The sequence below is a fragment of the Brevundimonas sp. genome, from assembly GCF_047617075.1.
Lineage (GTDB): Bacteria > Pseudomonadota > Alphaproteobacteria > Caulobacterales > Caulobacteraceae > Brevundimonas.
Genome location: NZ_JBLGCI010000001.1, coordinates 293665 through 320048, shown reverse-complemented (window position 1 = coordinate 320048; position 26384 = coordinate 293665). Strand labels below are relative to the sequence as shown.

At 66.7% G+C, this 26384-nt stretch carries 22 protein-coding genes; 7 read left to right on the top strand and 15 right to left on the bottom strand.

All coding sequences use genetic code 11. The annotated features are described in order from the left end of the window. Positions 1 to 58: 58 nt before the first annotated feature. Genes ACI8U3_RS01555 through nagA form a run of 3 tightly spaced genes read left to right on the top strand, consistent with a single transcriptional unit; the run spans position 59 to position 2978 of the window. The gene (locus ACI8U3_RS01555) at positions 59 to 796 is read left to right on the top strand and encodes a GntR family transcriptional regulator (protein WP_415013099.1); all 738 of its coding nucleotides are present in this window, start codon (positions 59 to 61) and stop codon (positions 794 to 796) included. Between the two features lie 41 nt (positions 797 to 837). Further along, the gene (locus ACI8U3_RS01550) at positions 838 to 1839 is read left to right on the top strand and encodes an SIS domain-containing protein (RefSeq protein ID WP_415013182.1); all 1002 of its coding nucleotides are present in this window, start codon (positions 838 to 840) and stop codon (positions 1837 to 1839) included. Then, entirely contained in the window at positions 1839 to 2978 is a 1140-nt protein-coding gene (nagA, locus tag ACI8U3_RS01545; protein ID WP_415013098.1) for an N-acetylglucosamine-6-phosphate deacetylase, read from the top strand. The genes ACI8U3_RS01550 and nagA overlap by 1 nt, the downstream gene beginning before the upstream one ends. Before the next feature lie 7 nt (positions 2979 to 2985). Here nagA and ACI8U3_RS01540 read toward each other — a convergent pair whose 3' ends face one another. From ACI8U3_RS01540 to ACI8U3_RS01505, 8 genes are all read right to left on the bottom strand, one after another. Next, positions 2986 to 3231, bottom strand: coding sequence for a hypothetical protein (locus ACI8U3_RS01540; RefSeq protein ID WP_415013097.1), 246 nt, complete (start codon positions 3229 to 3231; stop codon positions 2986 to 2988). Positions 3232 to 3279: 48 nt separating this feature from the next. After that, a complete protein-coding gene (locus ACI8U3_RS01535; protein ID WP_415013096.1) occupies positions 3280 to 4785 on the bottom strand; it encodes an aldehyde dehydrogenase family protein in 1506 nt (501 codons plus the stop codon). A gap of 253 nt (positions 4786 to 5038) precedes the next feature. Next, a complete protein-coding gene (gene metH, locus ACI8U3_RS01530; protein WP_415013095.1) occupies positions 5039 to 7705 on the bottom strand; it encodes a methionine synthase in 2667 nt (888 codons plus the stop codon). A gap of 181 nt (positions 7706 to 7886) precedes the next feature. Next, a complete protein-coding gene (locus ACI8U3_RS01525) occupies positions 7887 to 8579 on the bottom strand; it encodes a class I SAM-dependent methyltransferase (RefSeq protein ID WP_415013094.1) in 693 nt (230 codons plus the stop codon). 70 nt (positions 8580 to 8649) lie between these two features. Beyond that, positions 8650 to 9117, bottom strand: a complete 468-nt coding sequence (locus ACI8U3_RS01520) for a DUF6882 domain-containing protein (RefSeq protein WP_415013181.1) — start codon at positions 9115 to 9117, stop codon at positions 8650 to 8652. Beyond that, positions 9117 to 10181, bottom strand: a complete 1065-nt coding sequence (locus ACI8U3_RS01515; RefSeq protein ID WP_415013093.1) for a homocysteine S-methyltransferase family protein — start codon at positions 10179 to 10181, stop codon at positions 9117 to 9119. The genes ACI8U3_RS01520 and ACI8U3_RS01515 overlap by 1 nt, the downstream gene beginning before the upstream one ends. Further along, entirely contained in the window at positions 10178 to 11128 is a 951-nt protein-coding gene (metF, locus tag ACI8U3_RS01510; protein ID WP_415013092.1) for a methylenetetrahydrofolate reductase [NAD(P)H], read from the bottom strand. Before metF ends, ACI8U3_RS01515 begins: the two co-directional genes overlap by 4 nt. After that, positions 11125 to 12087 carry an ArsR/SmtB family transcription factor gene (locus ACI8U3_RS01505; protein ID WP_415013091.1) on the bottom strand — a complete coding sequence of 321 codons (963 nt, stop codon included), beginning with the start codon at positions 12085 to 12087 and terminating at the stop codon, positions 11125 to 11127. Before ACI8U3_RS01505 ends, metF begins: the two co-directional genes overlap by 4 nt. A gap of 60 nt (positions 12088 to 12147) precedes the next feature. On the opposite strand from ACI8U3_RS01505, the gene ACI8U3_RS01500 reads away from it, so the two are divergent. Then, positions 12148 to 12720, top strand: a complete 573-nt coding sequence (locus ACI8U3_RS01500; RefSeq protein ID WP_415013090.1) for an EF-hand domain-containing protein — start codon at positions 12148 to 12150, stop codon at positions 12718 to 12720. A 485-nt stretch (positions 12721 to 13205) separates the two neighbouring features. On the opposite strand, the gene ACI8U3_RS01495 is transcribed toward ACI8U3_RS01500, so the two are convergent. Further along, positions 13206 to 14132 (bottom strand): 2-hydroxyacid dehydrogenase, encoded by a 927-nt coding sequence (locus ACI8U3_RS01495; RefSeq protein ID WP_415013089.1) that lies wholly within the window; start codon positions 14130 to 14132, stop codon positions 13206 to 13208. Between the two features lie 33 nt (positions 14133 to 14165). Further along, positions 14166 to 17135: a M10 family metallopeptidase C-terminal domain-containing protein gene (locus ACI8U3_RS01490; RefSeq protein WP_415013088.1), complete on the bottom strand. Its 2970-nt coding sequence runs from the start codon at positions 17133 to 17135 to the stop codon at positions 14166 to 14168. 95 nt (positions 17136 to 17230) lie between these two features. Between ACI8U3_RS01490 and ACI8U3_RS01485 the strand changes: the two genes are divergently transcribed. Then, positions 17231 to 17629, top strand: a complete 399-nt coding sequence (locus tag ACI8U3_RS01485) for an AprI/Inh family metalloprotease inhibitor (protein WP_415013087.1) — start codon at positions 17231 to 17233, stop codon at positions 17627 to 17629. Between the two features lie 27 nt (positions 17630 to 17656). Here the strand turns inward: ACI8U3_RS01485 and ettA are convergent, their stop codons facing one another. Together ettA and ACI8U3_RS01475 are read right to left on the bottom strand one after the other, a co-directional pair. Further along, complete coding sequence (gene ettA / locus ACI8U3_RS01480; protein WP_415013086.1) at positions 17657 to 19324, bottom strand: energy-dependent translational throttle protein EttA; 1668 nt, start codon at positions 19322 to 19324, stop codon at positions 17657 to 17659. A gap of 117 nt (positions 19325 to 19441) precedes the next feature. Beyond that, on the bottom strand, positions 19442 to 20194 hold the full coding sequence (locus ACI8U3_RS01475) for an SDR family oxidoreductase (protein ID WP_415013085.1): 753 nt from the start codon (positions 20192 to 20194) through the stop codon (positions 19442 to 19444). Positions 20195 to 20296: 102 nt separating this feature from the next. Between ACI8U3_RS01475 and ACI8U3_RS01470 the strand changes: the two genes are divergently transcribed. Continuing rightward, positions 20297 to 20908: a TetR/AcrR family transcriptional regulator gene (locus tag ACI8U3_RS01470; protein WP_415013084.1), complete on the top strand. Its 612-nt coding sequence runs from the start codon at positions 20297 to 20299 to the stop codon at positions 20906 to 20908. Here the strand turns inward: ACI8U3_RS01470 and ACI8U3_RS01465 are convergent. After that, positions 20895 to 21506 carry a TIGR02466 family protein gene (locus ACI8U3_RS01465; protein WP_415013083.1) on the bottom strand — a complete coding sequence of 204 codons (612 nt, stop codon included), beginning with the start codon at positions 21504 to 21506 and terminating at the stop codon, positions 20895 to 20897. The genes ACI8U3_RS01470 and ACI8U3_RS01465 overlap by 14 nt on opposite strands. A 149-nt stretch (positions 21507 to 21655) precedes the next feature. Here ACI8U3_RS01465 and ACI8U3_RS01460 point away from each other — a divergent pair, with 149 nt between their 5' ends. Further along, positions 21656 to 22600 (top strand): methyltransferase domain-containing protein, encoded by a 945-nt coding sequence (locus tag ACI8U3_RS01460; RefSeq protein WP_415013082.1) that lies wholly within the window; start codon positions 21656 to 21658, stop codon positions 22598 to 22600. A 9-nt stretch (positions 22601 to 22609) separates the two neighbouring features. Here the strand turns inward: ACI8U3_RS01460 and ACI8U3_RS01455 are convergent, their stop codons facing one another. Continuing rightward, positions 22610 to 23140, bottom strand: a complete 531-nt coding sequence (locus ACI8U3_RS01455) for a hypothetical protein (RefSeq protein WP_415013081.1) — start codon at positions 23138 to 23140, stop codon at positions 22610 to 22612. Between the two features lie 163 nt (positions 23141 to 23303). Further along, complete coding sequence (locus ACI8U3_RS01450; RefSeq protein WP_415013080.1) at positions 23304 to 26300, bottom strand: TonB-dependent receptor domain-containing protein; 2997 nt, start codon at positions 26298 to 26300, stop codon at positions 23304 to 23306. Positions 26301 to 26384 lie beyond the last annotated feature (84 nt).

Below are 26384 nucleotides of genomic sequence, written 5' to 3'. Positions count from 1 at the left end.
CGGTGTTACCGTCATCGACGACGCGGGATATTCGGCCCGCAAGGGGGAGGTCTCGTCCATGTTTTCTGAACGGATCGGCGCGCTGGATCAGGGCGACCACGCGCCCCTTTACAAGCAGCTTCAGAAAGCCCTGCGCGACGCCATCAACGCCAAGGTTCTGGCGCCCGACGACGCCCTGCCCGCCGAGCGCGATCTGGCGGCCGAGTACAAGATCTCGCGGATCACTGTGCGCAAGGCGCTGGACGGTCTGGTGGGCGAAGGTCTGCTGACCCGCCGCCAGGGCGCCGGGACCTTCGTCGCCGCGCGCGTGGAAAAGAACTTCTCCAAGCTGTCGTCCTTCACCGAGGACATGATCTCGCGCGGGCGCACGCCGCACAGCGCCTGGCTGAACAAGACGCGGGGCTCCGTGACGCCGGAGGAGTCCATGACTCTGGGCCTGTCGCCTGGCACGCCGGTCTATCGGTTCAGCCGCATCCGCTACGCCGACGGCGCGGTCATGGCGCTGGAGTTCTCCACCATCCCCGGCTTCTGCCTGGCCTCGCCCAATGACGTGGGTGACTCTCTTTATGCGGCGCTGGAGAAGACCGGCCACCGCCCCGCCCGCGCGCTGCAACGCCTGCGCGCGGTGCTTCTGGGCGCCGAGCACGCCGAGCTGATGGGCCTGCGGCCTACCGATCCCGCCCTGTTGATAGAGCGGCGCGGCATCCTGGCGGACGGCCGGGCCGTTGAGGTGACGCAATCCTACTATCGCGGAGACGCCTATGACTTCGTCGCCGAACTGAACGCCCTGTCGTGAGAGCCGCCGCCGTGACCGTCCCGTACGCCGAATCCACCCGCATGTTCGCCGAAGCCGCCGAGGCCTCGTCCGTGGTCACGCGCCAGCTGGCGGCCAACACCGATGTGGTGCGGTCGCTGGCGGAAATCCTGCGCCGCGAACCGCCCCGCGCCGTCGTCACCTTCGGACGCGGCAGTTCGGACCACGCGGGAACCTACGGCCGCTATCTGATGAGCACCCGGCTGGGCGTCCTGACCTCGGCGGCGGGCCTGTCGGTCAGCTCCGTCTACCAGACCCACCAGACCCTCGACGGGGTGCTGGGCTTAGCCATTTCACAATCCGGGAAGAGCCCTGACCTTCTGGCCGCCGTGCGCGCAGCGAAAGAGGCCGGCGCCCGCATGATCGCCCTCGTCAACGACGCCGACTCGCCGCTGGCCGAGGTCGCCGACATGGTCATTCCCCTGCACGCCGGCGCCGAGCGCAGTGTGGCGGCCACCAAGTCCTACATCGCCTCCCTGAGCGCCCTGGCCCATCTGACGGCGGAATGGAGCGACGACGCGGGCCTGCGGACCGGCCTCAACGCCCTGCCCGCCCAGCTGGCTCAGGCCTGGGGGCTGGACTGGTCACAAGGGGTCGAGGCCCTGAAGGACGCCCGCAATCTCTATGTTCTAGGACGCGGCGTCGGCTATGGCGTGGCGCTGGAAGCGGCGCTCAAGTTCAAGGAAACCTGCGGCCTGCACGCCGAGGCCTTCTCCACCGCCGAAGTCCTGCACGGCCCCATGGCGCTGGTGGAGCCCGGCTTTCCCGCGCTTGTGTTCGCCCAGAATGATGAAACCCGCGACGGGGTGCGCGCCATGACGGCGGACATGACCGCGCGGGGCGCCCAGGTCCTTGCGGCTGTGTCCGGCGATCCCGGCGGCCTGCCCGCCTTGGCCGCCGATCCCGGACTGGAGCCGATCCTGATGATTCAGAGTTTCTACCGCATGGCCAATGCCCTGTCGGTGGCCCGGGGCTATGATCCCGACCGCCCACCCCATCTGAACAAGGTCACTGAAACGGTCTGATGCGCACGGTTCTGACAAACGGCCGAGTGCTGACCGGCGACGTCCTGCGCGACGACGTGGCGGTGGTGTTGGACGGCGACCGCATCGCCGAGGTGGTCGTCGCCGACGCCGCCCCCGAGGGGGAGCGCGTGGATCTGGCCGGCGGGACCCTGCTGCCAGGCTTCATCGACACCCAGGTAAACGGCGGCGGGGGCGTGCTGTTCAACAACGAACCGACGGTCGAGGGCATCGCCGCCATCGCCGCGGCCCACCGCCGTTTCGGCACAACCGGCTTTCTGCCCACCCTGATCAGCGACGATCTGGACGTCATCGACCGGGCCATGCGCGCGGTGGAGACGGCCATCGAACAGGGCGTACCCGGCGTTCTGGGCATCCACATTGAAGGCCCCTATCTCAGCGCTCGTCGCCGGGGCATCCACAGTCTGGATCGCCTGCGCGATCTGGACGAGGAAGGCCTGGCCCTGCTCACCTCGCTGAAGCGCGGCCGCACCCTGGTCACCGTAGCGCCGGAGGCGGCGGCGCCGGCCATGATCGGGCGTCTGGCCGCCGCCGGAGTGGTGGTCGCCATCGGCCATACCAACGCCGGCTATGACGAGGCCCGCCGCGCCCTGCACGCGGGCGCCACCGGCGTCACCCACCTGTTTAACGCCATGAGTCAGCTGGGCAATCGCGAGCCCGGCGTTGTGGGCGCGGCCCTGGACGATCCGAACTGCTGGTGCGGCCTGATCGTGGACGGTCGCCATGTGCATGACGCCACCCTGAAGATCGCCTTGCGCGCCCGGCCGCTGGACCGCTTCATGCTGGTGACCGACGCCATGCCGTCGGTAGGGATGACCGAGAAGGTGTTCGAGCTGCACGGCCGCCGCATCACGGTGCAGAACGGTGTCTGCATGGACGAGCACGGCACCCTCGCGGGCGCCGACCTGGATATGGCATCCGCCGTTCGCACCGCCGTCGACCGCCTGGGCCTCACCCTGCCCCAGGCCGCCTTCATGGCCGCCGCCGCCCCTGCAGCCTTCATGGGCCTGTCGGACCAGCGCGGGCGGATCGAAGCCGGCCTGACGGCCGACCTGGTTCTTTTGGACGCGGCGGGCCAGGCGGTCCGCACGTGGGTCGGCGGCCAGGCCGGCGGCGACTGAGGTCGGCTCAGTCTCTCTGCTCGAAGGATTTCGGCTCGGCCAGCGGCGCTATGAACAGCCGATCACATTCGGCCTTCTCGTTGGTCAGGGGGATGGCCTCGTATTCCTCACCAGCCGACAGCACGGCCTCGGCGGCGATGCGGCCGAACTCGCGCTCGTGGCCGGGGCGACGGAACAGGACCACGCCGTCCCTGGCGTCCAGCACGCCGTAGGCCGGCGAGCCCTCCAACAGAATATCGAGATCAAGAGCCATGCCGGATCAAAGCAGGCCGCACAGAAAAGTTCATTTCCGGATTCTCTTCTACACCTCGAACCGCACGCCCTGGGCCAGGGGCAGGGCACCGGAGAAGTTCAGGGTCTGGGTCTGGCGGCGCATGTAAGCCTTCCAGGAATCCGAGCCGCTCTCGCGCCCGCCGCCGGTCTCCTTCTCGCCGCCGAACGCCCCGCCGATCTCGGCGCCCGAGGGGCCGATGTTGACGTTGGCGATGCCGCAGTCCGAGCCCCACGCGGACAGGAATCCCTCCGCCTCGCGCATCCGCTCGGTGAAGACGCAGGACGACAGCCCCTGCGGCGCCGCGTTCTGCATGGCTACAGCATCGTCGAAATCGGCATAGGTCATGACGTAGAGAATGGGCGCGAAGGTCTCGCGCATGACCACCGCCGACTGCGCCGGCATGCGGATGATGGCGGGCTTCACATAGACCCCGCCGGCCCAGTCCGCGTGCACGCCGCCCGTCAACACCTCGCCGCCCTCGGCCCGCGCCTGTTCGATGGCCGCGTCGAAGGCCCGCCCTGCATCGCCGTCGATCAGCGGTCCCACCAGCGTCCCGTCCTGACGCGGATCGCCGATGGACAGGCTGGCGTAGGCCTTCCCCAGCCTGTCCAGCAATTGATCGGCCACCGCCTCGTGCACGATCAGACGGCGCAGGGAGGTGCAGCGCTGGCCGGCCGTGCCCACGGCGGAAAAGGCGATGGCCCGCACCGCCAGATCCAGATCGGCGCTGTCGCTGACGATCATGGCGTTGTTGCCGCCCAGCTCCAGCAGGCTGCGGCCCAGCCGCCCGGCCACGGCGGTCGCCACCGCCTTGCCCATGCGGGTCGAGCCGGTGGCCGACACCAGCGGGATGCGCCCGTCCGCCGCCAGCGCCTCGCCCACGCCGCGCCCGCCGATCAGCACCTGGGACAGGCCGCCCGGCGCCTCGTCGCCGAACCGGGCGGCGGCGCGGTCGAACACCGCCTGCACCGCGATGGCCGTCAGGGGCGTCTTCTCCGAGGGCTTCCAGATCACCGGGTCGCCGCACACCAGCGCCAGGGCCGCGTTCCACGACCAGACCGCCACCGGGAAGTTGAAGGCCGAGATCACCGCCACCGGCCCCAGCGGCTGCCACGTCTCGCGCATGTGATGGCCGGGCCGCTCGGACGGCATGGTCAGGCCGTACAGCTGTCGCGACAGGCCCACGGCGAAGTCGAAGACGTCGATCATCTCCTGCACCTCGCCCGCGCCCTCGGAGACGATCTTGCCCGCCTCCAGCGTCACCAGCATGGCCAGATCATCCTTGGCCGCCCGCAGCGCCTCGCCCAGCAGCCGCACCAGCTCGCCCCGCCGCGGCGCCGGAACCCGGCGCCACGCGTCGAACGCCCCCTGCGCCTTCACCACCGCCTGGTCGATGTCGTCGCCTGAGGCCTCCGCCACGCGCCCCGCGCTGGACCCGTCGATGGGCGAGCGCGTCTCGACGCCCGCCGCGCCGAACACATCGCCCACGCCCAGCCGCTCCAGTATCGCCTTCGCCTGATCCGCAGCGGTCATGGGGTCTCTCTTTTTCGTTGTGGGCTTGTCCTGAGGGTCAATAGCCTCCTCCTGGGCCGAGAGAAACCAGCCTTCCCTCTCCCGATGGGAGAGGGCTGCGCGCACGGATGCGTTAGCATCCGTCCTTAGCGCGCAGGGTGAGGGTCGGACGCGTCGGGGCCAAGCACGACCCTCATCCCCCGCGCCAGAACGAAGCCGCTGACGCGCCTTCGTGCGCGGGTCCCCCTTCTCCCATCGGGAGAAGGAAAAGGACCTACGCCGCATCCTCCCGCGCCGCCTGATCGGGGTCATAGTTCAGGATCGGGGCCAGCCAGCGTTCGGCGACAGCCAGATCCCAGCCCTTGCGCCGGGCGTAGTCCTCGACCTGATCCCTGTCGATCTTGCCGACGCCGAAATAGAAGCTGTCCGGGTGGCTGAAATACAGACCCGAGACCGAGGCGGGCGGGTTCATGGCGAAGCTCTCGGTCAGCGCCATGCCCGCATTGCCCGGCGCGTCCAGCAGGTCGAACAGGGTCTGCTTTTCCGTATGCTCCGGCTGGGCCGGATAGCCCGGCGCCGGGCGGATGCCCTGATAGCGTTCGGCGATCAGGTCCGCGACGGTGGTGTCTTCATCCGCCGCATAGCCCCACAGCTCGGTGCGCACCGTCTTGTGCAGGCGCTCGGCGAAGGCTTCGGCCAGGCGGTCGGCCAAGGCCGTGGCCATGATGGCGGAATAGTCGTCGCCCTTGGCCTTGAACTCGGCGGCCTTCTCCAGCTCGCCGTGTCCGGCGGTGACGGCGAAGCCGCCGATCCAGTCCTGTCCCTCGGGCGCGATGAAGTCCGACAGGGCGACGTTCGGCTTGCCGGGGGTCTTGGCCATCTGCTGGCGCAGGGTGTGCAGCCGGGCCAGTTCGGTGGTGCGGTCATCGTCGGCCCAGACGATGATGTCGTCCCCGTCCGCATTGGCGGGCCAGAAGCCCACCACCCCGCGCGCGGTGTACCATTTCTCGGCGATGATCCGGTCCAGCATGGCCCGGGCGTCCTTGTACAGGTCCCGCGCCGCCTCGCCCACGATCTCGTCGTCCAGAATGTCCGGGAACCGGCCCACCAGCTCCCAGCTGGCGAAGAAGGGCGACCAGTCGATGTGTTCGGCCAGATCGGCCAGATCCCAGGCGTCGAACGCCTTCACCCCGGTGAACGAGGGCTTCGCCGGCTTGTGCGCGGCCCAGTCGATAGCGAAGCGGTTCGCCCGCGCCTTGTCGATGGGCGTGCGGGCCTTCTGGGTCTGGCCCCGCGCATACTGCTCGCGCACCCGCACATACTCGTCGCGGGTCGCCTGCTGGATGCGGTCCTTCTCGGTGGCCGACAAAAGGCCCGAGACCACGCCCACCGCCCGGCTGGCGTCGGTGACATAGGTGGTCGAGCCCCGCTTGTAGGCCGGCTCCACCTTCACCGCCGTGTGGGTCTTGGACGTGGTGGCCCCGCCGATCAGCAGGGGAATGTCGAACCCGCGCCGCTCCATCTCGGAGGCCACGAACACCATCTCGTCCAGCGACGGCGTGATCAGGCCCGACAGCCCGATGATGTCGCAGTTGTGCGCCTTGGCCTCATCCAGGATGCGGTCGGCCGGGACCATGACGCCCAGATCCACCACCTCGTAATTGTTGCACTGGAGCACGACGCCGACGATGTTCTTGCCGATGTCGTGCACGTCGCCCTTGACCGTCGCCATGAGGATGCGGCCCGCCTGCTCGCGCGGCTTGCCGGCCTTCTCGGCCTCCAGATAGGGCTCCAGATAGGCCACGGCCTGTTTCATCACCCGCGCCGACTTCACCACCTGGGGCAGGAACATCTTGCCCGAGCCGAACAGGTCGCCGACCACGTTCATGCCGTCCATCAGCGGGCCTTCGATCACGTGCAGCGGCCGCTCGACGCCCTGCCGCGCCTCCTCCGTATCGGCCTCGATGAACTCGGTGATGCCGTTGACCAGGGCGTGCTCGATGCGCTTGGCCACCGGCTGCTCGCGCCAGCTCAGGTCCACGACCCGGGCCGCGCCCTTCTCGCCCTTGTACTCCGGCGCCATGTCCACCAGCCGCTCGGTGTTGGACACATTGGTGCGCTGGGGCCGGTTCAGGATCACGTCCTCGACCGCTTCTCTCAGCTTCGGGTCGATGTCGTCATAGACCGGCAGGTCGCCCGCATTGACGATGCCCATGTCCATGCCCGCATTGATGGCGTGGTACAGAAAGACGCTGTGGATCGCCCGGCGCACCGGCTCGTTGCCGCGGAAGCTGAACGAGACATTGGACACCCCGCCCGACACCTTGGCGTGGGGCAGGGTCTGCTTGATCACCCGCACCGCCTCGATGAAGTCCACGGCGTAGTTGTCGTGGTCCTCGATCCCTGTCGCCACGGCGAAGATGTTGGGGTCGAAGATGATGTCCTCGGGCGGAAAGCCGATGTCGTCCACCAGCAGGCGATAGGCCCGGGTGCAGATCTCGATCTTGCGGTCCTTGGTGTCGGCCTGGCCGTCCTCGTCGAAGGCCATGACCACCACCGCCGCGCCATAGCGCAGGCATTTCACCGCATGCTCGCGGAACGCCGCCTCGCCTTCCTTCAGCGAGATGGAGTTGACGATGGGCTTGCCCTGCACGCACTTCAGCCCCGCTTCGATCACCTCCCATTTGGAGGAGTCGATCATGATGGGCACCCGGCTGATGTCGGGCTCGGCCGCGATCAGGTTCAGGAAGGTGCGCATGGCGACGACGCCGTCCAGCAGCCCCTCGTCCATGTTCACATCGATGACCTGGGCGCCCGCCTCCACCTGCTGGCGCGCCACATCCAGCGCCGCCGTATAGTCGCCCTCGACCACCAGCTTGCGGAATTTGGCCGAGCCGGTGACGTTGGTCCGCTCGCCGACGTTGATGAAGACCGGTCTCATTGCGCGCCCCTTCCGCTCATCCCCGCGAACGCGGGGACCCAGTCCTGTCCAGCGGGACGCCGGCGTTTCCGGACAGTCGGCCCCCGCATGTCCTGAACCGCTGCAACACCCAAAGCACTGGGTCCCCGCGTTCGCGGGGATGAGCGGGGTGCGGGAACCGTTTTCGGAAAAATGCTGCTCATCACGCGTAGGCCACCCAGCCACGCCAGGCCATGCCGACGTAGAACACTTCGACGCCGGAGAACCCGGCCTCGCTCAGAAGGGCTTCGTTCCGCTCGGGCGGTACGAGGCCTTGGTTGGCCTTCTGGCTGGCGCGCGCGCCCTCGAGAGTGGCTTCATCAACGCCCGAGGCGAGGGCGTAGGCGATGTAGCGGTCCACATCACGCTCGAACGCGGGGCCCGTGCGGTCGCCGCAGCGGTCCACCAGAATGAACGGCGCGCCGGGCTTCAGACGGCGGTGAATGTCCTCGAGAATCGACAGCTTCGATCCGTCGTCCGGGATCATCCCCAGCACCAGGATCAGGGTGGCCGCGTCGAAGGGGCCCGGCGGCGCGTCGGCCGCCACGCCCTCGATCAGCTCCAGCCGCGCATTGACCTCGGGACCGACGATGGCCCGCGCCAGATCCAGCATGGCCGGCGCGGGATCGACCCCGACGAAGCGCCATTTCGGCCCCGCCGCCGCCAGCGCCCGGGTGTCCAGACCGCCGCCCGCGCCGACGACCAGCATCTGTCCGTCGTCCGGCATGGTCTCGGCCAGCAGCACCCCGGCCATCTGCAGCACCCCGCCATGGCCGGGCATGAAGGCCGGCGGCCCCATGGTGGCGTAGCGCGCGACCTTTTCAGGGTCGGCGAAGTTGTGGGCGAAGGCGCTCATGCCAGCTTCCTGAACTTGGCCGAGCCGGTGACGTTGGTCCGCTCGTCGACATTGATGAAGATGGGACGCATCAGGCGAGTTTCACTTCAGCGATCGAACGTATGAGGAGGAAAAGGCCACCCGTTTCGGACTGTGGTCGATAGGCCCCCACGGCCTTTGTCACCTTCGCGGCGACGGCTGTTAGCTCCCATCCGAGGTCATTCAGACTCTCGTCGGAAACCGATGCCGAGGTCAGTTCTTGAATGTCGTTGGCCATTCCGAAATCGCGAGTAAGGCGGGCATCAACCGTCAACTCGTCGGTCCAATAGTTGTTGGCCCATGACCAGAGCCAGTCGTGCGCTGCGGTTGATCCAACAATCTGAATTTCCGCGAGGAGCCTGACGCCAGTATCGTCCGAAAACTTGAGTTCCCGGCGGTCCATCTCATAGTGCCACCTGGGCCATTGGTTCATTCGAAGATCGCGATCCAGGATCGCATTCTTTTCCATCAACGAATGGACAGCGTCGTGTCGCCATTCAGCGTACCAAGCCGGAGTCATCACGCCCCCACCTCGAACGGCTCCAGCCCCGACAGGCGCATGGCCGTGGGCCGCTCCGGGATCGCCCGCGGCTTCACCCCCGCCACCGCATCGGCCACATGCTTGATGTGATCCGGCGTGGTGCCGCAGCAGCCGCCCAGGATGTTGACCAGCCCGCTCTGCGCCCACTCATGCAGATGACAGGCCGTCTCGTGCGGCTGCTCGTCGTACTGGCCCATGGCGTTGGGCAGGCCGGCGTTGGGGAAGGCCGCGACCAGGGTGTCGGCCACCCGCGCGATATCGGCGATGTGGGGCCGCATCAGGTCCGCGCCCAGGGCGCAGTTCAGACCGATGGCGAAGGGCTTGGCGTGGCGCACGCTGTTCCAGAACGCCTCGGCCGTCTGGCCCGACAGGGTCCGGCCCGAGCGGTCGGTGATGGTGCCCGAGATCCACAGGGGCAAGGCCTCATAGCCCTCGTCCTGCAGGTCCAGGATCGCCTTGATGGCCGCCTTGGCGTTCAGGGTGTCGAAGATGGTCTCGACCAGGAACAGGTCCACCCCGCCCTCGTGCAGGGCCCGGGCCTGCTGCTTGTAGGCGCCGTAAACCTCGTCGAAACTCACGGCGCGGAAGCCGGGATCATTCACGTCCGGGCTGATGGACAGGGTCCGGTTGGTCGGCCCCATGGAGCCGGCCACGAAGCGGGGCTTGTGCGGCTCTTTCTCCGTCCAGCGGTCGGCCACCTCGCGGGCGATCTTCGCGCCCTCGAAATTCAGGTCCCACACCGCGTCCTCCAGGCCATAGTCCGCCTGGCCGATGGTGGTGGAGGAGAAGGTGTTGGTCTCCGAGATGTCCGCGCCCGCCGCGTAATACTGGTCGTGCAGATCGGCGATGATGTCGGGCCGGGTCAGGATCAGAAGGTCGTTGTTGCCCTTCTGCGGATGGTTGTGCTCGCGGAAGCGCTCGCCCCGGAAGTCCTCTTCCGACAGGTCGCAACGCTGGATCATCACGCCCCAGGCGCCGTCCAGCACCAGGATGCGTTCCTTCGCGGCCGCGTGAAGGGCCTTGATGCGCTCGGCGCGGGTCATGCGGCGGCTCCTTCGCGAACGCCCAGCACCCGGCAGATGGCGTAGACCAGATCGGCCCGGTTCAGGGTGTAGAAGTGGAAGTCGCCGAACCCCTCCTCCTGCAGCCGCGCGCAGGTCTCGGCGGCGACGGAGGCGGCGATCAGACGGCGGGTGTCGGGGTCTTCGTCCAGACCCTCGAAATGGGCGCCCAGCCAGTCCGGCACGCTGGCCCCGCAGGCGCCGGACATGCGCTTCAGGGCGGCGAAATTGGTCACCGGCATGACGCCGGGGATCAGGGGGATGGTCACCCCCGCCGCGCGCACCCGGTCGCGGAACCGCAGGAAGGCGTCCATGTCGAAGAAGAACTGGCTGATGGCCCGCGTGGCGCCCGCGTCCACCTTGGCCTTCAGCACATCGATGTCGTGCTCGATGGAGGGGCTCTCCGGGTGCTTTTCCGGATAGGCGCCGACGGTGATCTCAAACCCGCCCACGCGGCTGATGGCGGCGGCCAGTTCGGTGGCGTTGGCGTAGCCGTCGGCGCGCGGCTCATAGACCCCGCCGATGCCGGCCCCGCCGGGCGGATCGCCGCGCAGGGCCACGATGTGGTTCACCCCCGCCGCCTTGTACTCGGCGATCACCTCGTCGATCTCGCCGCGCGAAGCCTCCACGCAGGTCAGATGGGCGGCGGGCTTCAGACTGGTCTCGGACAGAATACGGGTGACCGTGCGGTGAGTGCGTTCGCGGGTCGAGCCGCCGGCGCCATAGGTCACGGACACGAAGGCCGGGTTCAGCGGCTCCAGCCGCCGGATCGCGTTCCAGAGGTTGTCTTCGGCCTGGTCGGTCTTGGGCGGAAAGAACTCGAAGGACACGCGCGGCGCGGCGCCGCCCGGTTGTCCGGCGCGGGCCACCGGCCCCAGCGGCGACAGCAACAGGGCGCGGGCTTCAGCCAGGCTGGCGGGGGCGGTCATGCCACGCTCCTTTTCGCGGTTTCGGCCCGCGTGGCGGTCCAGATGGTGACGGTCAGGTCTTCGGTGTCGGGCGGCAGGGCGATTGGCGCGGACGGCGCCAGCCCCGCCTCGCTCAGCCAGCCGGCGATCTCGGCGTCGGAAAAGCCCAGGCGGCGATGCTGGTGCTCTTCCCGCAGCTGCTCCAGAGCGTGGGGGGCGAAGTCCACGATCAGCAGGCGTCCGCCCGGCGCCACCAGACGCGCGGCCTCGCGCACGGCGGCGGCGGGGTCGATCAGATAGTGCAGAACCTGATGGACGATCACCAGATCCGCGCTCTGGCCAGGCAGACGCGTGGCGAAGATGTCGCCGTGACGCAGCTCCACCTTGTCCAGCCCCGCCTTCGAGGTGTTGCTGCGGGCGATGTTCAGCATGTTCTGGCTCAGGTCCAGGCCGATGCTCATGCGCGCCTTCTTGCCCAGCAGGGTCAGCATGCGGCCCGAGCCGGTGCCCAGATCCACCACCCGGTCGAACGGGCCCGGCCCGGCGGCGCGCTCGATGGCCGCCTCCACCGCGCTTTCGCAGACGTACAGCGAGCGCATCTGGTCCCAGCGCGGCGCCACCTGTTCGAAATAGGCCGCGGCCTCGGCCTCGCGCTCGCGGCGCACCTCCTCCAGCCGGTGATGGTCCTGTTCGGCGGCGCCGTCCTCGATCAGGTCAAGCACCGTGTCCACCAGACGCCGCGCCGCAACATCCGACGACAGGCGATAGAAGACGCGCGCCCCGTCGGGGAATCGCTCGATAAGACCGGCGTCGGCCATCAGCTTCAGATGGCGTGACACGCGCGGCTGGCTCTGGTCCAGTATGCGCGACAACTCCATGACCGAAAGCTCGTCGCCCGCGAGCAGGGTCAGCACCCGCAGACGGGTCGGCTCTCCCGCGGCGCGCAGGGCTTCCACAGCCTGATCGGACGTGAACGACATGACGTCATATAAAGATATCTTTATATGATTATGCAAGCAAAAACGGGGCGCGGATCCGCCTTGGCGGGCCTGTGCCTGCTGGCCCTGGCGGCCTGCGACGCGCAGCCCGGCGAACCGGCGGCCAGGCCGGCTGAAACGGTGGAGGAGACCCCAGCGCCCGTCGCGGCCGAGCCTTCCTCGGCCCCGATGGAAGAGAGCCTGGACGCCGTTCCCGCCCCGGAGGATGAGGCCGCCACCCCCGGACCGGCGCCGGCCCGCAAGACACCACGCGGCGCCCCCGTTGCGTCCGCGCTTGAGCCGCAGGAACCACCGGTGGAGGTGGAGGGGCTGGTCATCATCGGCCCGCGCGACGGCGAAACCCTCGGCGAATACCGCGCCCGTGCCGACCGGGTCTTCCGCCGCCTGGATGTGGACGGCGACGGACGGCTGGATCGTGAGGAGATCACCTCGGGCGCCGGCCGGCTCTCTCTCCGCACGGCTCTGGAACAGAGCGACATCGACCTGAACGAAGCTGTATCCACGCAGGAGTTCGGCGACCTGACCACCCGCGCCTTCCAGCGTCTGGACGCCGACGGCGACGGCGTGATCACCGACACGGAAATGGAAGCAGGCGACCCGCTGGCCGCCGACTGAGTGCTTGATCCCGCATTTTCAGGGAACTGATCCCTTGGGCTGTAAAGAGTACGTGGCGAAGACGCCCTTTTTCATCCCCCACCCCGCACAGGCCCTACAATGACGGTCTTTGCGGTGAACAGAGGGATGATTTCAGACGATTCAGACTCTGTTTTTGGGCGGGCCCGCTAGACTCCAGTTGGACTCTTTTTCGCCTCGAGCGTCTAACGGACTCATGGCACGCACCTTGTCATCCCGGAAACGCCGCAGGCGTTATCCGGGACGGGATGGGCACATCCACATAGGGCCCGGACGGCGCGAAGCGACGATCCGGGCCGACAGTCCCGTCAGGTCCGCCGGTCGCCCGGCCCAGCCTCACGGCTGTCCGGGCGGTGGATCATCAGCAGCGTCCGTCCCGGCTCTCCGCTTCGCGTCGGCCGGGACGACAAGGTGCGCCCGTTAGACTCCAGTTGGACTGTTTTTCGTTTCGGGAGTGCAACCGGGGCTCACTGAACCGGCGTCTTCAGCGCCCGCCCTTCAAAGTGGGCAGACAGGTTTTCAAGCAGCAGGCCCAGCATGCCCTGCACCGCCTCATTGGTGGCCCCGCCGGTGTGGGGCGTCAGGGTGGTGTTGGAGACCTCGGCCCAGCGCGCGGGATCGGTGGGCTCGGTCTCGAACACGTCCAGCGCCGCATGGCCCAGCCTGCCCGCCTTCAACGCCGCGATCAGGGCGTCCTCGTCCAACAGCTGGCCGCGCGCCACATTGACCAGCAGACCGTCCGGCCCCAGCGCCTCGATCACTTCGCGAGAGATCAGGCCCCGGTTCGTCTCGTCAGCCCGGCACGCGACCACCAGCGCGTCGGTGTGCCGCGCCATATCCAGCAGGGAGGCGGCGCGAGGCCAGGGAGCATCCTTCTCGCGCGGGCCCCACCAGGCGACCCGCATGCGCAGGGTCTCGCAGCGCCGCGCCACCGCCTCGCCGATGGCGCCCAGCCCCACAACGCCGACCCGCAGGTGGTTCAGGGACGGGGTGATGGTCTTGGCGTCCGGCGTCCACTGCCCGGCCCGCAGCGCCCGGTCGCCCTCGGTGATCCGCCGCCGCGCCGAGATGATCAGGCCCAGGGCGTGGTCGGCCACATCCTCATGGTTCACCCCCGGCGCGTGGGTCACGAGCAGCCCACGCGCCCGGCACCAGTCCACGTCGATGCCGTCATAACCGGCGGTGAAACAGGCGATCAGCTCCAGCCGCGGCAAGCTCTCGACCAGATGCTTGTCCAGTTCGAACTCGCCGGCCACCACCATGGCGCGGATATCCTCGCGCGCCTCCACCGGCGGCCCCTCCCAGAACCGGTAGACCGTGTAGGCCCCCTCCAGAAAGGCCGTCAGCGGCGCCAGATGCCGCTGCATGATCAGGACGGCGGGGCGCTCGCTCATGCAGCACTCATCCGGCTCGAGACCATGAACGGCTTACAGGAGGATATTCTCGAAGTTCTCATGGTTGCCGTAGAGAACGATCCGCATATCCGCTACGCCATCTCCATCGATATCGGCGCTCAGCACTGTGAAACCGGCGCTTTCGTTCCAGTTGAGAGCAACTTGCCCTGCCTCTCCCGTAAGTTCATCCACCAGATCGAAAACCTGATTTCCCGCGACATTAGAGTTTGCATCAATGTTTCGAAGGTCGATAAAGTCACCTGACCCTAGATCCATAATACGATCATAATCGGAATAGTTCGAGTCGGACTGAAGGTTGTACTTAAACGTGTCAGAACCTGACCCGCCCGTCATATAGTCGACGCCGCCGTTGCCGATTATTATATTGTCCCCGTTGTTTCCGACGATGATGTTATCGAGATCATTGGATACGGCGTTTATGTTGGTCGATCCAAGAAGCTGAATGTTCTCAATGTGGGCCGTTCGCGCATCGAAGCTGACGAAGCTCTGCACGGTGTCGACGCCGCCACCGGCGACCTCCACCACCACGTCATCCCGGTCGTCCACGATATAGGTATCGTTGCCACCTCGCCCCTCCATGCGGTCCGCACCAAGACCGGCCTTGAGAATGTTCGCGCCGTTGTTCCCGATCAGGACATTGTTGAGGTCATTCCCGACCGCATTTATATTAGCCGACCCCAGCAGTTGAATGTTTTCGATGTGGGCCGTTTGAGCATCAAAGCTCACGAAACTCTGCACAGTGTCGACGCCGCCACCGGCGACCTCTACGACCACGTCGCCGCGATCATCGACGATATAGGTATCATTACCACCGCGTCCTTCCATGCGGTCTGCACCAAAGCCGGCCTTGAGAATATTCGCGCCGCTGTTTCCGATCAGAATATTATTCAGGTTATTGCCGATCGCATTTATATTAGCCGATCCCAACAACTGGATGTTCTCAATCTGCTGCGTTTGGGCATCAAAGCTTACTGACGATATGACGGTGTCGACACCCTCGCCCCAGATTTCTAAGACCTCATCACTCCTGTCATCGACATAGTAGGTGTCATCACCCGCGCCACCGCGCATGTAATCGACCCCACCTCCACCCTTCAGGATGTTGTTTCCACTATTGCCGGTAATTCTGTTGTCCAAATCATTACCGACGGCGTTGATGTTGTCGTCACCTTCGAGTGTGATGTTCTCAATATGAGTTGGTCGGGCGTCAAAGCTTACACTTGAACGAACAATATCGAAACCGATATCATCCTCAATCTCGATAACCTGATCGCCTCGATCATCTACAATGTAGATATCACTTTCTGCGCCGCCCTCCATGTAATCCGCGCCGAGTCCACCATCCAGCAGATCTCGCCCCTCACCGCCGAAGAGTTGATCATCGCCGCGCTCCCCATAGAGTTCATCGCGGCCCGCTCCACCATCCAGGCGCGATCCCTCATAGCCGGTCACAGGGGCATCGGCTCCGTCCAGGGAAACATTCAGTCTGTAGGTCGCGCCGGCAGGCATGGGGTTGAAGTCCACGAAACCGCCCGAGCCTGGACCCGCGTACGTTCCGATGACGATGTAATAGACACCGTCCGCCGGCACGGTGAAGGTGAGGAAAGAGTCCTGACGAACGCTGCTGCCGACGTCCAGGGGGCCGTCGTCGTTCTGCGCCAGGGGACCTCCGGTGGCGCCGTACAGGCGAACGACGGTGTCCATTCCGCCCGTTCCGTCGATGTCGATGGTGACCGTTTCGCCGGCGCCCGCCGTGAAGCGATAGTACTCGTAGTTTCCGCTGCTCGTGGCCTGCACCGTGGCGTGCGGAATCGAGGTGGACGAGACGATCTCGGAATCAAACTGCAGCCCGAAGCCGCCATCCAGCGAGAAGGCGGCGCCGCGCGTGTTGTTGGCTTGCCCCTGGCCCTTCACCAGGTCCGCCACGGAAACGGCGATCGGCGCACCCGCCGCATACATGACGTCGTCACCCGAGCCGCCGATGGCGCGCTCGATCACCGCACCCATGGCGATGGATACGTTGCCGGCGAGACCGCCCACGTTGGAGAAATGCCCCTGACGCAGGTCGATGAGCTGACCCACCGCAAAGCCGGAAAAATCCAGGGTATCGTAACCGCCGGCATCCCAGACCGCGAAGATCAGATCGTCGTAAATGCTGTCGGCGCTGTAGAAGTCACGGTCCGTGTTGGAGTTGAATCCGTAGGTCGTGTCCCCTGTCCGGGTTTCCATATTGGCGCCGTAGATCAACTGGATCGCGGCGATGTCGTCCAGCAAGGGCGCGGCGGGATGGTTGCCCTGGAAGGAACCGCCGGTGATGCTTTCGGACCAGTAGCTCATGATGCTGAACTGCCGCGTGTCCTCACGGTAGTCGGCATTGGCGTAGGTGGGGCTGCCCTCGCTCGCGTCGTAATTACCCGGGTGAAGCAGGCCCAGGGCATGGCCGATTTCGTGGGCCAGGGTGTGACGACCGTAGTTCAGATAGGCGGGCGTCGCGTTGTAGGACAGGGTGCTGTTCACCCAGACGTCGCCCTGCGCGGCCAGAAAGCCCGCGCTTCCGGGCAGATAGGCGAAGGCTGCGGCGCCGTCGGCGCCGGAGGAATAGTTGCCGAACAGGATGGTGGCGTCGTTGGAGTAGTCCGTCCCGACCCTCTGGAAGGTGATGTCCGCCACATCCGACCAGCTTTGCAGCGCAAGAAGCGTCTGCGTGATCTGGATGCCGTTGAAACGCGAGAAGCCGTCAGTGTCGTCCGGCATGGAGGACGGCGCGGTATCGCGGAACGCAAAGGTGACGACGGCGCCGGGTCCGCCGCCCCAGATCAGGCCGGCCCGGGCGAGGGCCCCAGCAGCGCCTTCGACAGTGAAGGAAGGCTTGCCGCTGAACGGCCCGCCGCCACGTTCATCGGCGTTGATGGAGAACGGTTCGAACGAGGGATTTTCCTGCTCGTGGCGAACGAAATAGCCGAGACCGCACAGACCGCACATGGTTTATCCCTCCAGATTGTCTATGGTGACCTTAAGGGGCGACCGGTCTACGGCAACCCAAATCGGCCGCGACCAAGCAGTTGTGATGACGCCACATGACACGCAGTGCGATTACATTCTGCGCCATGGCCCTTATCCTGGCGCTGTCCGCCGCTTCAAAGGCTCTGCCAATGACCAGTCCGAGACTGCCTGCCGCTGAAGAGCTGGCCGGGGAATGGCGGCTGGAATGGAACGGCGACAGCTGCGCCGTGTCCCTGAGCCCCATCCCATTGGCCGCGCCGCCTCCGGCCGGCGAAACCTGGTCGCTGGAAGTCAGCCCCGGGTGCGCGCGGAACGCTTCTGTGGCGCAACTAGGCGGCTGGCGCCCCACGTCAGACGGTATCGAGCTGACGGATCAGCGCGGCCTCACACGCCAGTTTCTCGCGCGTACGGCCCCGGGGACATACGAAAGCGTCGCCCCCCAGGGAAACCGGGTTCGGATGACGCGCGGCTGATCAGCCTGTGATCAGCCGCGCCGGGTCTCAGCGCCCGAACTTCTGAAACTTGATGCGGTGGGGGATGAGGCTGTCGGCGCCAAGGCGGCGCTTCTTGTCTTCCTCATAGGCTTCGAAATTGCCCTCGAACCATTCCACGTGGCTGTCGCCCTCGAAGGCCAGGATGTGGGTGGCCAGACGGTCCAGGAACCAGCGGTCGTGGGAGATGACCACGGCGCAGCCGGCGAACTGTTCCAGCGCCTCTTCCAGGTTCTGCAGGGTCTCGATGTCCAGATCGTTGGTCGGTTCGTCGAGCAGGATCAGGTTGCCGCCGGACGCCAGGGTCTTGGCCAGGTGCACGCGGTTGCGCTCACCGCCCGACAGCTGGCCGACCTTCTTCTGCTGGTCGCCGCCCTTGAAGTTGAAGCTGCCCACATAGGCGCGGGTGTTGATCTCGCGCTTGCCCACCATCATCACGTCGGTGCCGCCGGAGATGGCCTGCCAGATGGTCTCGTCCGGCTTCAGGTCGTCGCGGGACTGGTCCACATAGGCCAGCTTGACCGTCTCGCCGACCTTGATGGACCCGCCGTCGGGCTTTTCCTGGCCGGTGATCAGCTTGAACATGGTCGACTTGCCGGCGCCGTTGGGGCCGATGACGCCGACGATGCCGTTGGGCGGCAGCTTGAAGGTCAGGTTGTCGAACAGCAGCTTGTCGCCATACGACTTCTGCAGGCCCTCGACCTCCAGCACCACATTGCCCAGACGCGGGCCGGGCGGGATCTGGATGTGGGCGTGGGTCTGGGCGTCGCGGGCGCTCTCCTGCTCCTCGACCATGCGCTCATAGGCGGCCAGACGGGCCTTGGACTTGGCCTGACGGGCCTTGGCGCCGGAACGGACCCATTCCAGCTCGCGGGTCAGGGCGCGCTGACGGGCCTCGGACTCGGATTGTTCCTGGACAACACGCTTCTGCTTGGCTTCCAGCCAGCTGGAGTAGTTGCCCTCGTGGGGGTGGCCCTTGCCGCGGTCCAGCTCCAGCGTCCACTTGGTGACCTGGTCCAGGAAGTAGCGGTCGTGGGTCACCAGAATGACGCAGCCGGGGAAGTTCTCCAGGTGATGCTGCAGCCAGGCCACGGACTCGGCGTCCAGGTGGTTGGTCGGTTCGTCCATCAGCAGCATGTCGGGCTTGGACAGCAGCAGGCGAGCCAGGGCCACGCGACGCTTCTCACCACCGGACAGGTTGGTGACCTCCCAGTCGTCGGGCGGGCAGCGCAGGGCGTCCATGGCCATTTCGATGCGGCTGTCGATGTCCCAGACGTCGGCGGCGTCGATCTTCTCCTGCAGCGCCGTCATCTCCTCCATCAGTTCGTCGGAGTAGTCCTCGGCCATTTCGGCGGCGATGGCGTTGAAGCGCTCGACCCACTGCTTCTCCTCGCACCAAGCCTCGACGTTCTGGCGCACGTTCAGCTCGGGGTTCAGGTGCGGCTCCTGCTCCAGATAGCCGCGCTTGACGCCGTCGGCGGCCTTGGCCTCGCCCGAGAACTCGGTGTCCAGACCGGCCATGATCTTCAGCAGGGTGGATTTACCGGAGCCGTTGACCCCGACCACGCCGATCTTGGCGTCGTTGTAGAAGCTGAGCCAGATGTTCTCGAAGATCTTCTTGCCGCCAGGAAAGGTCTTGGTCAGGCCCTGCATCTGGAAGATGTATTGCTGCGCCATGAGGTACGTTGCGCCCTTGCTTGCGTTCGTATGGGGAGGTTGGCGCGTGATGTAGCGACCGCCGCGCCGTGAGGCAAATGGCTACCTCTTCGGCGCGGCGGTTTGAAGGCGGCGGAATCAGGCGTTGGCGCCGCCGTCGATGACGATGCCCGTGCCGGTGATGAAGCCCGCTTCCGGACCGGCGAGGTAGGCGACGGCGCCCGCGATCTCTTCAGGTCGACCGTAGCGATCCAGCGCCAGGAAGCCGAGCACCGACGCGGCCATCGGACCATCTGCGGGGTTCATGTCGGTGTCCACCGGACCCGGGCGCACCAGATTGACCGTGACATGACGAGGCCCCAGTTCCCGCGCCAGGCTGCGGGTGAAGGACTCCAGCGCCGACTTGGTGGCGGAGTAGACGGTGATTCCGCCGAAGGGGACCTTCTCGCCCACATTGCTGCCGATGGTGATGATCCGGCCACCCTCGGGGATGTGATTCAGGGCCGCCTGGGTGGTCAGCATGACCCCGCGCACATTGACGTTCAGCTGGGCCTCGATCTCTTGCAGCGGCTGATCGGCGAAGTCACCCATGCGGGCGATTCCGGCGTTGTTGACGAGGATGTCGAGGCCGCCCAGAGCGGCGACGGCGCCGTCGATGGCCGCTTGGGCTCCGGCGACGGCGCCGGCGTCCGCCTGAATGGCCGCGGCCTTGCGCCCGCTCGCGCGGATTTCCTCGGCCAGGGCCTCGGCGACGTCGGCGGACTTTTCATAGGTGATCGCCACGTCGGCGCCGTCAGCGGCCAGACGGCGGGCGATGGCGGCGCCGATGCCGCGGCTGCCGCCGGTGACGAGGGCGCGCTTGCCGGAGAGTGGGAGAGAGGAGGACGTCATGTGCAGCCTTTCTGTAATGAATAGCACAGAACTCCAGATGGAAAGCTTGCTCCCCCTCGTCAAGGGATTATGTATCGATCATTCGAATAAGGAGTCCGAAAGGTGCCGACGCGCGGCCGCCCTCGCAGTTTTGATCGTGACCAGGCCTTGGCCAGCGCCATGCGGGTGTTCTGGACCAAGGGCTATGCGGACACGTCCATGGCCGATCTGACCGAGGCCATGGGGATCAACTCCCCCAGCCTGTACGCGGCGTTCGGGAACAAGGAGCAGCTGTTTCGCGAGGCGGTCCAGCTGTACGAGCAATCCAACAGCGGGGTGCTGTGCAGCGCCATGGCGTCGGCCACGGCCCGCGAGGCCATGGAGGCGGTGCTGATGGCGACGGCCGGGGCGGCGGACGTCGAGGACAGGCCCACCGGTTGCCTCGTGGCGCTTTCGGCGGCCCACCCCGACGCCCTGCCCCCGGCCGCCTGCGACGACATCAGGCAGATTCGAGAGAGCACCATCGCCACGACGGAGACTCGCCTGCGCCAAGGCCGGGACGCGGGCGAAATCGCGCCTGACGCGGATCTGAAAGCCATGGCCGCCTTCTACGCCACGGTGCAGCAGGGCATGGCCTTCCGCGCCCGCAACGGCGCCACGGCGGACGAGCTGCGCGGCACGGCGCGGGCGGCCATGCTGGCGTGGGACGGTCTGGCGGGCCTCAGGCGTAGTTGAAGCTGATGGAGATGCGCTCGGACCTGGCGGCGTTGGGCGGGACCTCGTGGCGGAGCCAGCTTTCCCAGATGAGGATCGTGCCCTCGGCGGGCGCCAGGTAGACGAAGGGGCGCTCGGCCTCGGGCGCCTCGGCGTGGACGGCGGGGCGCGCCATCATCATGGGCAGGCGCGGGTCCTCCAGCTTCAGGGACGAGGCGCCGTCCGGCGCCGACAGATAGACCGTGCCGGACAGGAAGGCGTGGGGGTGGATGTGGCCGGAATGGCCGCCGCCGGGCTTAAGGACGTTAACCCACAGGTTGTCGAGGCGCGGCTTGCGGGCCAGATCGAAATTGAGCGCCTTTGCATAGGCGGCGGCATGGCGATCCAGAAGCCGCTTGAGGTCCGCGAACTCCGGGAAGCGGCGCGGCAGGTCGTTCAGCGACCCGTATGAGGTGTAGCCCCGATACCCGTGGGTGCGGCACCAGGCGCGGCCGGCCGTGTCCTCGGACGCGAGCATTTCGATCAGCTCCAGCAGACCCGTGTTGAGGGCCTCGAAGCCGGGCGTATCGGCGAGGGAGGCCTCATAGACCTGGGTCACGAACAGCGGGCGCATGGACATGCTCAGGCGATAGCGCGATCGCCCCGACCTGCAAAGGACTGCATGATCCGAGAGAACTTCGCCGGCGATGGCCCCAGAAGCTTTCCGTTTGGGGACGCGGTGTTCTGTCCGCTACGCTGGCGACCGCAGCAGCCAGGGTTCGAGACCTCATGACACGATCGGGAGCCGACGCCGCAGGCCACTGGAGCGACTACTGGCGGGACGCCAGGCCCGAGGTCATGACTCTGGGCGCCGCCGGGGGCGCGAGGCCCTTCGAGGCGCGCGAGCTGTGGGTTTCGTTCTTCGCGGGCCTGCCTGACGGCGCGCGGCTGATCGATCTGGCGACCGGCGGCGGCCAGGTGGCCGGATACGCCTGCGACGCCGCCCGGGCCCATGGCCGCCGGTTCGAGGTCGTCGGGGTCGATTACGCTGAACTGCCCCCGCATCGAGGAGCCTTCCAGCTCATGGGCGGCGTCCGCCTTGAACAGCTGCCGTTCGCGGCGGCTTCGTTCGACGCCGCGTCCTCTCAGTTCGGCATTGAATACGCGGACCACAGATCCGCCCTGGCCGAGTTGGCCCGCGTGCTGAAGGGGGGCGCTCCCGCGCAGCTGCTGATGCACCACGACCGCAGCGCCATCACTGAACAGGCCCGCGTGCAACTGGCCGCGCTCGAGCGCGTGGAAGCGGATGGCGCATTGATGCGCCTGGCCAGGCAAGCCTTCAGGGCCCATCAGGCGGGTCAGTCGGCGGACCGGGTGACTGCGGCGGAAACGGCGTTCCGCAACGGCCTGAACCGCGCACACGCCCGAATGGGCGACGATCCCCGGGCGCTGACCGCGCGCCAGTATATGGACTTCATGGGCGATCTGGCCCGAAGAACGTCGGCGTACAAACCGCAGAGCGCGCTGGAGAGCCTGGCGCGGGCCGCAGACGCCAATGCGGCATGGCGCCGACGCCAGCACAGCCAGATCCGCTCAGCCCTCGATGAGACCGGCATTCAGAAATTCGCCGATCACGCCCGCGGGTCGGGCCTGACTGTGGAACCGTTTCAGGACATGCGCGACGACCGGGGCGCCTTGATCGGCTGGCTTGTCAGGATGCAGCGCGAAGGCTGAGGTTTCGCCCTACTCCAGGCCGACTTCCTCCGGCGTCGCCGGCGGGGTGGTGACATTGTCGCGCAGACGCCGGGCGGCGTGCTCGCAGCGGCCCGGCAAGCCGAAGAACAGGCCGAAGACCTGACTGCGATCCGCTTCATCTTCGCGGGCCACGGCCGCGTCCCACAGGGCCGTGCGCTCAGCGACGGCGGCCTCGGCGGCGGCGAGGGTCTCGGGCGACTGGCGTTCACGGGCGGCGGTCAGACCGGCGCGGAAATCGGCGGCCTCCAGCCGGCCCAACCGCATGATCTCAAGATCCAGGTCCGAGGGTTCGGTCAGGGTCTCGCCCAACCGCACGTGACCCGAGACGAGCGCGTCGCACCAGGCCACCAGGGCGTAATCGTTCGTCGGGGCGCCCGGCGGCAGCGGGTTGGCGTAGGCGATCGCCTCACGAACCCTGACGGCTTCGGCGCTCTCGACGGAACTGCCTCCCGTGCGGATCGGGCCGTCATCCGGCGACTGGATGGCGAGAGCGGCGGCGAGAGCGAGCAGAACGGTCATGCGGTATCCTGAATATCGTCGTGACGGCGCCGGTCGCCCGGCTGATCACCCTAACGCATGAACGGCTCAGGTGGTTTTTCTGGGGCGGCGAAATCACGCACCGTCCAAGAAAAAAGGCGGCGGACCCGAAAGCCCGCCGCCCCATTTTCTCGCTGTCAGCTTCTTAGAAGTCGGCGGTGACGCCGAAGAAGATGTAGCGACCCATGGCGTCATAGACGCCGGGGTAGGTGTTGCCGTTTCCGTTGCCCGAGTAGCTGAGCGGCGGATCTTCGTCGAACACGTTGTTGATGCCCACGCGGAAGCGGGTGTTGTCGAACACCTGCCAGGTCGCGCCGACGTCGAACCAGTTGTAGGCATCGAAGTAGCGGTCGATGCGGTCCAGACCGGCGCCGGTCAGGCCGAAGTGCTCGACCTCACCGTGGTAGCGCCAGGTCAGCAGCAGGTTCACATCCCACGGGGTCGACCAGCTGGTGGTGAACCGGTGACGCCACTCAGGCGAACCGAAGCCGCAGGAGCCTTCATAGAAGCCGGCGCACTCGAGCGTCGGAGCGCCGTCGGCGGGCTGGATCTCGAGGGTGTCGAGCCAGGTTCCGGTCAGGTTGAACGCCAGGCCGCCCATGCCCGCCAGACCGAAGTCGTCCAGGTTCATGTTGTAGTTGGCGACGAAGTCGACACCCTGGGTGATGATGCCGCCGGTGTTGATGGACAGGTTCTCGACGAAGCCGTTGTTCGTCCAGAGCTGGCCGCCGGGAGCGCGGTTCAGACGCGCACACGCCGCAGGATCGGGCGCGTTGAAGGGCGCGCCGCCGTAGCAGGCGTCGATGGTGTTCGAGGCACCGAAGGCCCCGATGGCCCCAGCCACTTCAATGTCGAAATAGTCGATCGACAGGTTGAAGCCCGGCAGGAAGGTCGGGGTGAAGACCACACCATAGGTGTAGGTGTCGGCTTCTTCCGCGTTCAGGGCGGTGTTGCCGCCGGTCTGCTGGTTGTACTGGTTGGCCGGGCTGTTCAGACCGACCGAGCCGTAGGCCGCGGCCGGAACACCGGTGGCGACGCACTGCGCCTGGGTGGCGTAACCGCCGGCGCCGCACGGATCGGGCGAACCGCGACCGAACAGGACCACGTTCTGGGCGCTGAACAGGTTGAACACGTTCGGCGCGCGGACCGCGCGGGCGTACGAGGCGCGGAAGCGCACGTCGCTCGTCGGGGCCCAGTCCAGACCCACCTTGTAGGTGTCGGTGTCGTCGGCCAGGTTGTACTTGGAGTGACGATAGGCGGCGTCCAGGGTGATGGACTCGGCGAAGGGCAGGCCCTCCGCGATCGGCAGGATGAACTCGCCGAAGTAGTCGCGCGCCGTGGTGGCGCCGGCGATGCCGATGAAGGCGCCGCCCTGACCCGCGCCGTCGCCGCTTCCGTAGCCGGAGTCGGGGTTCAGCGTCAGGTAATCACGGCGATATTCCGTACCGAAGGCCACCTGCATGCCCGAGGAAGCCCAGGGGCTCTGCACCCCATAGACGCCCAGGTCGCCGGTCATGGCGGCGGTCAGGACCTGATTGGTCACATAGCCGGTCGCGATCAGCGGCAGGGTCAGGTAGTCCAGCTGGGCCTGGTCGATGCCGCCCGGGCTGAAGGGATTGTAGGGTACGCAGTTCGGATCCGTGCCGTCGATGACCGACTGGCAGGTCGGGGTGCCGCCCACATCCACCACGTCCAGGGCGCGGCCCAGACGCTGGATGGAGAAGTCGCCGATGTACTGGTCGGTATACTGGACGCGGGCGTACTGCGCCGTCAGGTCGTAGGACCAGGCGTCGCTGATGTCGCCGCGCAGACCGCCCACCAGACGGTAGGAGTTCAGGTTGTAGTCCTGGACGCGCGGACCGCCTTCGACGTTACGGCGGCCGACGTAGAACGTGGTGTCGTCACCGGCGGCGATCGCCGCAGCGTCACAGCCAATGTCGGCGGGGTTGGCGACCAGCGGATCCGAGTTGGCGAACGCCTCAAGCAACAGCGGGTTGTTACAGTTGATGGTGGCGTTGTTGAAGAACGAGCCCGAGGGCGCGATCTGGGCCAGGGTCGAGCTGTCGGTGAACATCAGCTGGGTGTAGACCTCAGCCGCGCGGTTCAGCTCGTAGTTGGCGAACACGCCGAAGGAGTAACGCTCCTCAGGACGCATGTAGTAGTTGATCGGCCCGTAGTTGTAGGCGTGGATGTCGGGGTTGTAGTTAACGAAGCCGCCGCTGCCCTGATCCAGCGTATAGCCGTAGGTCAGGAAGTCGGTGAAGTAGCCGCCCGCGCTGGTGGCCGAACCACCGCAGCTGAACGTGTCCGCGCCGCTGGCCGCGTTCGGAGCGCCGATGGCGCAGGCCGAGTAGTCGCGGTCGCCCTGGAACACCGGGTTGTTTTCACGATAGGTGAAATAGCTGGTGATGTTGCCGCGGCCGCCGCCCACGTCGGTGCCGACGATCAGGCTGAACTGCATGGTTTCGCCGTCGGTGACATTGTCGTCCGGCAGCTGGAACTCGGCCGGGTTGGTGATGCCGCGACGAGCGATCTCGGCGCGCACATTGCCCACGCCGTCGTAGTCGTTCTCATGCTGGTAGAAGCCGTAGCTGGCGTCCACGCGCACGCCTTCGAAGTTCTTGCGCATGATGAAGTTGACGACACCGGCCACGGCGTCGGCGCCGTAAACGGCCGAGGCGCCGCCGGTGTAGACTTCAACACGCTCCACCAGGGCGGAGGGGATCTGGTTCAGGTCGGCGGCGGCGATGGCCGGCGAGCCGTAAGGCATGCGGCGGCCGTCGATCAGCACCACGGTGCGGTTCGGACCCAGACCACGCAGGTCGACCGTGGCCGTGCCGGACGAGCCGTTCACGACGGTCGAGGTCTGACCGGCGAACACCTGCGGCAGCTGGTTCACCAGGTCCTCGACGCGCGAAACGCCGGCGTTGGTGATGTCCTCGCCCGTGACCTGGGTCACCGGGCTGGTGGTCACCAGGTTCGCCTGGGCGATACGCGTACCGGTGATGACGATTTCATCGACACGGGTCGCTTCCTGGTCCTGGTCCTGCGCCATGGCAGGCGTCGCGGCGAGAGCCAGCAGCGCAGCGCCGCCGATCATCGTCGAGGCCAGCAAGCGCTCACGAGTATTCTGGATGTTCAAGGGTCACCCTCCTGAGACCGGCGTTTGTATCGGTCAAAATGACCGACCTGCCCCCGTCCGGTACGTTTGATTCAGCAGTCACCC